The 9,657-nt window shown below is 71.5% G+C and carries 6 protein-coding genes and 1 pseudogene; 4 read left to right on the forward strand and 3 right to left on the reverse strand.

The features are described from left to right. Positions 1-117 precede the first annotated feature (117 nt). The 3 genes from AB0M28_RS38635 to AB0M28_RS38645 all read right to left on the reverse strand — a co-directional run bounded on the left by AB0M28_RS38635 (position 118) and on the right by AB0M28_RS38645 (position 5,577). Entirely contained in the window at positions 118-2,163 is a 2,046-nt protein-coding gene (locus AB0M28_RS38635; protein WP_365415207.1) for a bifunctional aldolase/short-chain dehydrogenase, read from the reverse strand. 96 nt (positions 2,164-2,259) lie between these two features. Next, positions 2,260-3,420, reverse strand: coding sequence for an L-rhamnose isomerase (gene rhaI / locus AB0M28_RS38640; RefSeq protein WP_365415209.1), 1,161 nt, complete (start codon positions 3,418-3,420; stop codon positions 2,260-2,262). Between the two features lie 882 nt (positions 3,421-4,302). Further along, positions 4,303-5,577 carry an RNA-guided endonuclease TnpB family protein gene (locus tag AB0M28_RS38645; RefSeq protein WP_365415211.1) on the reverse strand — a complete coding sequence of 425 codons (1,275 nt, stop codon included), beginning with the start codon at positions 5,575-5,577 and terminating at the stop codon, positions 4,303-4,305. A 152-nt stretch (positions 5,578-5,729) separates the two neighbouring features. Between AB0M28_RS38645 and AB0M28_RS38650 the strand changes: the two genes are divergently transcribed. From AB0M28_RS38650 to AB0M28_RS38665, 4 genes and pseudogenes are all read left to right on the forward strand, one after another. Beyond that, complete coding sequence (locus tag AB0M28_RS38650) at positions 5,730-7,247, forward strand: sugar ABC transporter ATP-binding protein (RefSeq protein WP_365415213.1); 1,518 nt, start codon at positions 5,730-5,732, stop codon at positions 7,245-7,247. Then, complete coding sequence (locus tag AB0M28_RS38655; RefSeq protein ID WP_365415215.1) at positions 7,244-8,284, forward strand: ABC transporter permease; 1,041 nt, start codon at positions 7,244-7,246, stop codon at positions 8,282-8,284. Before AB0M28_RS38650 ends, AB0M28_RS38655 begins: the two co-directional genes overlap by 4 nt. Next, a complete protein-coding gene (locus AB0M28_RS38660; protein ID WP_365415217.1) occupies positions 8,277-9,338 on the forward strand; it encodes an ABC transporter permease in 1,062 nt (353 codons plus the stop codon). Before AB0M28_RS38655 ends, AB0M28_RS38660 begins: the two co-directional genes overlap by 8 nt. 90 nt (positions 9,339-9,428) lie before the next feature. After that, positions 9,429-9,657 (forward strand): annotated as a pseudogene (locus AB0M28_RS38665) (rhamnose ABC transporter substrate-binding protein); the annotation flags it as partial.

Below are 9,657 nucleotides of genomic sequence, written 5' to 3' on the forward strand. Positions count from 1 at the left end.
GGGGGGGTGTGGGTTTTACCTCCCCCCGCGACATACAACCCCCACCCCCGGGGGGGGGGGGGGGCGGCCCCCCCCCCCCCCCGGAGTCGGTTCGGTCACCCACCCCGCCGGAGGCGCTCAGCGGAGGAACGCGGCCGCGACGCCCGCGTCGACGGGGATGTGCAGGCCCGTCGTGTGGCTGAGGTCGCCGCCCGTGAGGGCGAAGACCGCGTTCGCCACGTGCTCCGGGAGCACCTCCCGCTTGAGCAGCGTGCGCTGGGCGTAGAAGGCCCCCAGCTCCGACTCCTCCACCCCGTAGACCGCCGCACGCTGGGCACCCCAGCCGGCGGCGAAGATGCCGGAGCCGCGGACCACGCCGTCCGGGTTCACGCCGTTGACGCGGATCCCGTGCTCGCCCAGCTCCGCGGCCAGCAGCCGCACCTGGTGCGCCTGGTCGGCCTTCGTGGCGCCGTACGCGATGTTGTTCGGCCCGGCGAAGACGCCGTTCTTGGACGCGATGTAGACGATGTCGCCGCCCAGCCCCTGGGCGAGCATCACCCGCGCCGCCTCCCGCGAGACCAGGAAGGAGCCGCGCGCCATGATGTCGTGCTGCAGGTCCCAGTCCCGCGTCGTGGTCTGAAGCAGCGGCTTGGAGATGGAGATGCCCGCGTTGTTGACCACCAGGTCCACCCCGCCGAAGGCGAGCGCGGCCTGCGCGAACGCCGCCTCGATCTGCTGCTCGCTGGTGACGTCCACCGTCACGGCGACCGCCCGGTCGGCGCCGCCCAGCTCCTCGGCCACCGCGGCGGCCGTGTCCGCGTTCAGTTCGGCGACCACCACGCACGCGCCCTCGGCGACCAGCCGCTCCGCGATGGCCTTGCCGATCCCGGAGCCCGCGCCGGTGACCAGGGCGATGCGGGTCGCCAGGGGCTTGGGCGGCGGCATCCTGCGCAGCTTGGCCTCCTCCAGCTCCCAGTACTCGATGCGGAACTTCTCCGCCTCCTCGATCGGCGCGTACGACGACACCGCCTCGGCGCCCCGCATCACGTTGACCGCGTTGACGTAGAACTCGCCCGCGACCCGCGCCGTCTGCTTGTCCTTGCCGTACGAGAACATCCCCACGCCCGGCACCAGCACGATCGCCGGGTCCGCGCCGCGCATCGCGGGGGAGCCGGGGACGGCGTGCCTCTCGTAGTACGCGCGGTACTCCTCGCGGTACTCGGCGTGCAGCTCCTTCAGCCGCGCCACCGCCTCCTCCAGCGGGGCGTCCGCGGGCAGGTCCAGGACCAGCGGGCGGACCTTGGTGCGCAGGAAGTGGTCGGGGCAGGAGGTACCCAGCGCGGCCAGCCGGGGATGCTCGGCGCGGGCGGTGAAGTCCAGGACGGCGTCGGAGTCCGTGAAGTGGCCGACCTGCGGCCGGTCCGTCGAGGCCAGGCCCCGGATGACGGGCGCCAGCGCGGCGGCCCGCGCCCGGCGCGCCTCCTCCGGCAGCGCCTCGTACCCGTCGAGCACCGGCCCGAACGGCTCCGGCTTACCCCGCTCGGCGAGGAACGCCTCGGCGGTGCGGATCATGTGCAGCGAGTTCGCCTCGCACTCCTCGGCCGTGTCGCCCCAGGCCGTGATGCCGTGGCCGCCGAGGACGCAGCCGATCGCCCGCGGGTTGTCGCGCTTGACCGCGGCGATGTCCAGGCCCAGCTGGAAGCCCGGACGGCGCCACGGCACCCACACCACGCGGTCGCCGAAGCACTCGGCGGTCAGCTTCTCCCCGTCGGCGGCGCACGCCAGCGCGATACCGGAGTCGGGGTGGAGGTGGTCGACGTGCGCGGCGTCGACGAGGCCGTGCATCGCGGTGTCGATGGAGGGCGCCGCCCCGCCCTTGCCGTGCAGGCAGTAGTCGAACGCGGCGACCATCTCGTCCTCGCGCTCCACCCCCGGGTACGTGCCCGTGAGGGCGCGCATCCGGTCCAGGCGCAGGACCGCCAGGCCCTCGGCCTTCAGCGTGCCGAGGTCGCCGCCGGAGCCCTTGACCCACATCAGCTCGACGTCGGCGCCGGTGACCGGGTCGGTCTCGGTGCCCTTGGCGGAGGCGTTGCCGCCGGCGTAGTTGGTGTTGCGGGGGTCGGCGCCGAGGCGGTGCGAGCGCTCCAGCAGCGCGGCGGCCTCGGGGTGGAGAGGGGAGGGCATGTGGGTTCCTTGGGGTTCTGGTGAGGTCTGGGGTGGGGCTTGGGCGCCTGGTTTGGGGATAGGCACCCGATTTGGGTTCGGGCGCCTGGTTTGGGTCTAGGCGCCCCAGCCCGCCTGCTCGCCGCCGACGCGCTCGTCGGTGATCTTCTGCGCCCAGCCGGAGCGCTTGTACGCGGCGACCGGGTCCGGGTCCAGGCCCAGCTCCTCGCGCACCTCGGCCAGCAGCGGCCGTACGTCGGTGTTGTACGCGTCCATCAGCACCGCGTTCGACTCCAGGACCTCGCCGGCGGCCTGGGCGGCGTGCAGGGCGTCGCGGTCCACGAGCAACGCCTTGGCGGTGGCCTCCTGCACGTTCATCACCGAGCGGATGATCGCGGGGATCTTCGCCTCGATGTTGTGGCACTGGTCGAGCATGAAGGCCACGTCGTGGGTGTAGCCGCCGCCGCGGACCACCTCGTACATGATCCGGAACAGCTGGAACGGGTCGGCCGCGCCGGCCATCAGGTCGTCGTCGGCGTAGAAGCGGGAGTTGAAGTCGAAGCCGCCGAGCTTGTTCTCGCGCAGCAGCAGGGCCACGATGAACTCGATGTTCGTGCCCGGGGCGTGGTGCCCGGTGTCCACGACCACCTGGGCCTTCTCGCCGAGCCTGAGGCAGTGCGCGTACGCGGTGCCCCAGTCCGGGACGTCCATCGTGTAGAAGGCCGGCTCGAAGAGCTTGTACTCCAGCAGCATCCGCTGGTCGTCGCCGAGGCGCTCGTACACCGCGGTCAGCGCCTCGGCGAGCCGGTCCTGGCGGGCGCGGACGTCGTCCTGGCCGGGGTAGTTCGTACCGTCGGAGAACCACAGCTTGAGGTCCTTCGACCCGGTGGCGTCCATGATGTCGACGCACTCCAGCAGATGGTCCAGGGCCTTGCGGCGTACGGCCGGGTCGGGGTTGGTGACCGAGCCCAGCTTGTAGTCGTCGTCCTGGAAGACGTTGGAGTTGATCGCCCCCAGGGTCAGGCCGCGCTCCTCGGCGTACGCGGCGAGCGCCCCGTAGTCGTCCACCCGGTCCCACGGGATGTGCAGGGCCACGCGGGGTGCGACGCCCGTGTACTCGTGCACCTTGGCCGCGTCGTCCAGCTTCTCGTGCGGGGTGCGGGGCACGCCCGGCTGCGCGAAGACCTTGAAGCGCGTTCCCGAGTTCCCGTACGCCCAGGACGGCGTCTCGATCCGCTGTGCCTTGAGGGCGGTCCTGACTGCGCCGAGGTCGGTCACGAGTGCTCCTGGTGGATTCGGTGAGGCCGGCATCGTCGGCCCGTCGGATGAAACGATTCATGGGCAGGCTAGGAAGGGGGGTGAGGGCTGTCAAGCCCCGAAGTCGCCCGAGGGCCAGGAAATTGACCGCCCGTTGACTTCGCGGAGGTGGCGCGGGGTGCCTCCGCCGGGGTCGCCGGGTGCGGTTTCCGGGGCGGGGCTCCGCCCCCGGCGGTCGGCGCGATCCGGCGCCGGGGCGGGCCGGGGGTTCCCCGGTGGCCCGGGTACCGTCGATGGCCTCAAGGGGCCGCGTCCCGTGAGGGCGGGTGGCTTGTGCCCGGCGGTCGTCGCTGCCCGCACCCGTGGCGGCGCCCGTACGTGCGGCGCCCCTCGCGGTTGCGGCGCCGCCCCGCGCCTTCGGTGCGGGGTTGCCCCCACGCTCACGCCGCCCGATGTGGGTTGTCCTACCTGACGTCGGTGCCTGGGGGTGGGTGCCACCCACCGGGGACGGTGACAGCCGCCGGCGTGGGTTGCCCTCCGCCGGAGCGCACCCATCGCGGGCGGCGGGCCCGAGCCATTTGGCTGGGCGTCGTCCGGCGAGGGCGGGCCCAAACTCCGGCGTGGCCGGGTGTGGCGGGAAGTCGCAGGTCGGCGGCCGCTTTCGGTGGTCCGCCGGACCCTGCCCGACGTATCCCCCGCCCGCGCGGCGGCCTGCCGGGCGCCCCGGAGCCCGAGCCGCAGGCTCGCCCGCAGGCGATGGTTGACGTCATCCCCCCGGTGTCGGGCTTCGCCCGATGTGTCCCGGGGTGGGCGCCTCGGGGCGGAGTTCCACTTCTCGTTCCGGAAACCATTGACGCCGCGCCGGACTCCTGTCTAACCTCCGGGTAATCCAACTGAAACCTTTCACGACGTCGTGCGGAGCCCCCGCCTGCGCCGTTGAGGAGCTCTCTTGACGCTCTTCCTCCCGAGGGGGGGTTCTCGCGGCTCGCGCCGTGAGGCTTCCTGTTTCATCGCCGACTGCCCGCCTGGAGAACTCCGTTGAGGTCTTACACCGGCTCCGCAGGCCGATACCGCCCGTCCGGCGGCCAGCAGGTTCTTCGCCGCGTTCACGTCCCGGTCGTGGGTCGTGCCGCAGCTGCCACACGTCCAGGTGCGGACGTGGAGCGGCATCCTGTCAACCAGGGCGCCGCAGGTGGAGCACAGCTTGGACGAGGGGAACCAGCGGTCTACGACCACCAGGTTCCGCCCGTACCAGGCTGCCTTGTATTCGAGCATCGTCCGCATCTCGCGCCATGCGGCGTCGGAGATGGCGCGGGCCAGGCTGTGGTTGTTGACCATGTTGCGCACGGTCAGGTCCTCAATCACGAGCGTTTGGTTTTCACGCACGAGACGAGTCGTCAGCTGGTGCAGGTGGTCCCGGCGGCGATCGGTGATCCGGGCATGGATCCTGGCGGCCTTCCGGCGGGCCTTGGCCCGGTTCGCGCCGTCGCCCTTGGCCTTCTTCGCCAGACGACGTCGGGCCAGGGCGAGACGGGCACGATCACGGCGCTCGGGCCGGGGGTTGGCGATCTTCTCGCCGGTGGACAGAGTCACCAGATGGTCAAGGCCCGCGTCGATGCCGACCTCTGCACGGATGGCGGGGAGCGGCTGGACGCCGGGGTCCTCGCACAGCATCGAGACGAACCAGCGACCGGCCGCGTCCTGGGCCACGGTCACCGTGGACGGCTTCGCTCCCTCGGGCAGTGGACGCGACCAGACGATGCGAATCGGCTCCGCCATCTTCGCCAGCGTCAGCTGGCCGTCACGGTATCGGAAACCGCTGGCGGTGTACTCGGCAGACTTCCGCGACCTCTTTCGCGACTTGAAGCGGGGGTATTTGGCCCGCTTGCCGAAGAAGTTCGTGAACGCCACCTGCAAATGCCGCAGCGTTTGCTGGAGCGGGACCGAGGACACCTCGTTCAGGAACGCCAGTTCCTCGGTCTTCTTCCATGCCGTCAGCATCGCCGAGGTCTGGTTGTAGTTGACCCGCTCCTGACGGGTCCACGCCTGCGTACGCGCCGCGAGCGCCAAGTTGTAGACCTTGCGCACGCATCCGAACGTGCGCGACAGCTCGGCTGCCTGCGCATCGGTCGGATAGAAGCGGTACCGATAAGCCCGCTTCACACGGCTCGCAGTCACACGCAGAAACTGGCGAGATCGCGAGCGACGATCAGTCCCGCGGGTCAGAGCACGGTCTTTCGCCCCGGGATGGAAACCCCGCTCCTTGCCCTGCTCCGCAGGAGTCCGTTTTCTCTTCGCCCTCAAAGCCGGAGTATCCACGGAGGAACCCGATGACCCACCCGTCCGACGCGGGTCCTGCCCCCGTACTGGCCCTGGAGGACGTCTCCAAGTCCTTCGGCGCCGTGCGTGCCCTGCGGGGCGTGTCCCTGGCACTGTTCCCCGGCGAGGTGCACGCGCTGGCCGGCGAGAACGGTGCGGGGAAGTCGACACTCATCAAGACGCTCGCCGGCGTCCACCGGCCGGACGCCGGGCGGCTGTTGCTGGACGGCGAGCCGGTGGTGTTCCACGGCCCGGGGGACGCGCGGGACGCGGGGATCGCGGTGATCTACCAGGAGCCGACGCTGTTCCCGGACCTGTCGATCGCGGAGAACATCTTCATGGGCCGCCAGCCCCGCCGCGCCCTCGGCCGCATCGACCACCGGAAGATGCACGAAGCGACCGCCGCCCTGATGCGCCGGCTGGGCGTGGACCTGGACCCGGAGCAGCCCGCGCGGGGCCTGTCGATCGCCGACCAGCAGATCGTGGAGATCGCGAAGGCGCTGTCCTTCGACGCCCGTGTGCTGATCATGGACGAGCCCACCGCCGCGCTGACCGGCAGCGAGGTCGCCCGCCTCTTCGGCGTCGTACGCACCCTGCGCGAACAGGGCGCCGCGGTGCTGTTCATCTCCCACCGGCTGGAGGAGATCTTCACGATCTGCCAGCGGGTCACCACCCTGCGGGACGGCGCCTGGATCGCCAGCGAGCCGGTCGACGGGATGACGGAGGAGGACCTGGTCCGCCGCATGGTCGGCCGGGACCTGGACGAGCTCTACCCCAAGCAGGACGTGCAGCCCGGCGAGGTCGCCCTCAGCGTGCGCCGGCTGACCCGCGAGGGCGTGTTCACCGACGTCTCCTTCGAGGTCCGCGCCGGGGAGATCGTCGGTCTGGCCGGACTGGTCGGCGCCGGACGCACCGAGGTCGCCCGCGCGGTCTTCGGCATCGACCGGTGGGACGCCGGCGAGGTGCACGTCACCGGCCGCGAACTCACCGCCGGCGCCCCCTCCGTCGCCATGGCGGCGGGTGTGGCGCTCGTACCGGAGGACCGCCGGGCCCAGGGCCTGGTGATGGACATGTCGATCGAGCGGAACATCGGCCTGACCGGCCTGCGCGGGACGACGCGGGCCGGACTCATGGACCGCGGCGCCGAGCGCAGCCGCTCCCTGGACTGGGCCGTCAGGCTCCAGGTCAAGTACGCCAGGATCGCCGACACCGTCTCCACCCTCTCCGGCGGCAACCAGCAGAAGGTGGTGCTGGCCAAGTGGCTGGCCACCGGCCCGCGCGTGCTGATCGTCGACGAACCCACCCGGGGCATCGACGTGGGTACGAAGGCGGAGGTGCACCGGCTGCTGTCGCAGCTGGCCGCCGACGGCGTGGCCGTCCTGATGATCTCGTCCGACCTGCCCGAGATCCTCGGTATGGCCGACCGCGTGCTGGTGATGCACGAGGGCCGGCTGACCGCTGAGATCCCGCGCGCCGAAGCCACCGAGGAAGCCGTGATGGCCGCAGCCACCGGGAGGGCCGCCGCATGACGATGACCGCCCCCACCCCCGCCCCGCCCGCCGAGGCGTCACCCGAGCGCGGCGCCCGGCTGGTCGACCGCGTGTTCAAGATGCGCGAACTGGCGATCCTCCTGGTCTTCCTGGTGATGATCGGGGTCACCCAGGCCGGCAACAGCGAGTTCCTGTCCGAACAGGGCATCAAGGACCTGCTGCTCAACGCCACCATCCTGGTGCTGGTCGCCACCGGCCAGGCCCTGGTCGTCATCACCCGCAACGTCGACCTGTCCGTCGGCTCCACCCTCGGCATCAGCGCCTTCGCGGCCGGCCTGTATCTGCAGGACGGCGGCAGCGGCCTGGTCGCGGTCCTGCTCGCGGTGGCGATAGGCATCGGCTTCGGCCTGCTCAACGGCCTGCTCGTCAGCCTCGGCCAGGTCCCCGCCCTCGTGGTGACCCTGGGCATGATGTACGTGATCCGCGGCATCGACTCCATCTGGGTCGGCTCGCGGCAGATCACCGCCGCCGATCTGCCGGACGGCTTCAACGACTTCGGCTCCGGCGGCCTCGGCGCCGTGCCCTGGCTGGCCCTGATCGCCCTCGTGGTGCTCGTCGCCACGGCGTACTACCTGAAGCAGTTCTCCTCCGGCCGCGAGCTGTACGCCCTGGGCTCCAACCCGGAGGCCGCCCGCCTCGCCGGCATCCCGGTCCGCCGCCGGACCCTCGTCGCGTACACCGTCTGCGGCGCCCTGGCCGGCCTGGCCGGCGCGATGTACCTGGCCCGCTTCGGCAATGTCGACTCCGCGACCGGCACCGGATACGAACTCACCGTCGTCAGCGCCGTCGTCGTCGGCGGCGTCGTCTTCACCGGCGGCTCCGGCAGCGTGTACGGCGCGGCGCTCGGCGCCCTGCTGCTCACCTCGATCGGCAGCGTGCTGCCGGCGCTGGGCGTCAGCTCCGTGTGGGTGCTCGCCATCAACGGCACCCTGCTCCTGCTCGCCATCGCCGTCGACCGGGTCGTCGCGCTGCGCGTGGCGTCCGCCCTGAAGAAGAGGAACGCCCGCAATGGCTGAGACCAAGAGCCCCGGGACCCAGAGCCCGCAGTCCAAGGCCGCACAGACCAGGGGGATCCCGCTCGCCGGCGCCGTCCGGTGGGACACCGTCGTCGCCGCCCTGCTGATCGTCGTCCTGCTGTTCTCCTTCGGCTTCGTCGACGGCTTCGGCAACTCGCTCAACCTGTCGTTCCTGATCGGCAACACGCTGCCGATCGCCCTGATCGCCCTGCCGATGACGATGCTCGTCGTCGCCGGCGAGATCGACCTGTCCGTCGCCTCCACCGCGGGCCTGTCCGGCGCGGTGATGGGCGCCCTGTGGAACCAGGGCATGACGATCGAGACGATCATCCCCATCTGCCTGCTGCTGGGTCTGGTCTGCGGGCTGGTCAACGGCCTGCTGGTGACGAAGCTGGGGCTGCCGTCGCTGGCGGTCACCATCGGCACGCTGGCCGCGTACCGGGGCATCGCGCAGATCGTCCTCGGCTCGGACTCGGTGACGGACTTCCCGTCCCAGTACCTGAAGTTCGCCTCCGGGCGGATCGGGGACACCTTCATCCCGTCGGCGCTGCTGCCCTTCCTCGTCCTGCTCCTGCTCGCGGTCGTCGCCCTGCACGCCACGCCGTTCGGCCGCTCGCTGTTCGCGGTGGGCGCCAACGAGGAGGCGGCCCGGTTCGCCGGTGTCCGCGTCAAGCGGCAGAAGCTGGTGCTGTTCGCGCTCACGGGTCTGATGGCGTCGCTCACCGGCGTGTTCTGGGCGCTGCACTTCGCCAGCGCCCGCTACGACAACGCCACCGGCCTGGAGCTGTCCGTCATCGCCGCCGTCCTGCTCGGCGGGATCGACTTCGACGGCGGCAAGGGCACGCTGGGCGGCGCGGTCGCGGGTGTGTTCCTGCTCGGCACCCTGCAGAACGTCATGAGCCTGGTGGACGTCTCCGCCCAGTCCCAGATCGTCGTCACCGGCGTGCTGCTGGTCATCTCCGTGCTCGGCCCGCGGGTCGCCCGGCAGATCGCCGTGGCCCGGGCGGGCAGACGGGCCGCGGGGAGCCCGTCGCCCGAACCCGCCGGCCCCTAGTCCCGTAACGCCGGCGGGGCTCCCACCACGGCCCCGCCGGCCGCTCGACACACGTCACACCTCTCACCACACCACCGAAAGGCAACACCCATGTCCAGAACCGCTCTGCGCCGCACCTGTGCCGCCGTCGCCGCCGTCACCTCGCTCGCCCTCGGACTCACCGCCTGCGGCGGCACCAGCAAGGACGACGTCAAGAGCGAGGGCGGCTCCGGCGCCGCCGCGGGCAAGGCCGATCCGAACGCCGAGTTGAAGAAGGGCCTGACGGTCGCGTTCCTGCCGAAGCAGGTCAACAACCCGTACTTCACGTCCGCGGACAAGG

The organism is Streptomyces sp. NPDC051940 (assembly GCF_040680895.1).
Taxonomy (GTDB): Bacteria; Actinomycetota; Actinomycetes; order Streptomycetales; family Streptomycetaceae; genus Streptomyces.

Bases quoted from the DNA above. Each gene is read 5' to 3' on its own strand.
- AB0M28_RS38650 (WP_365415213.1), top strand. From the start codon at position 5,730: ATGACCCACCCGTCCGACGCGGGTCCTGCCCCCGTACTGGCCCTGGAG.
- AB0M28_RS38655 (WP_365415215.1), top strand. From the start codon at position 7,244: ATGACGATGACCGCCCCCACCCCCGCCCCGCCCGCCGAGGCGTCACCC.
- AB0M28_RS38635 (WP_365415207.1), bottom strand. From the start codon at position 2,163: ATGCCCTCCCCTCTCCACCCCGAGGCCGCCGCGCTGCTGGAGCGCTCG.
- AB0M28_RS38660 (WP_365415217.1), top strand. From the start codon at position 8,277: ATGGCTGAGACCAAGAGCCCCGGGACCCAGAGCCCGCAGTCCAAGGCC.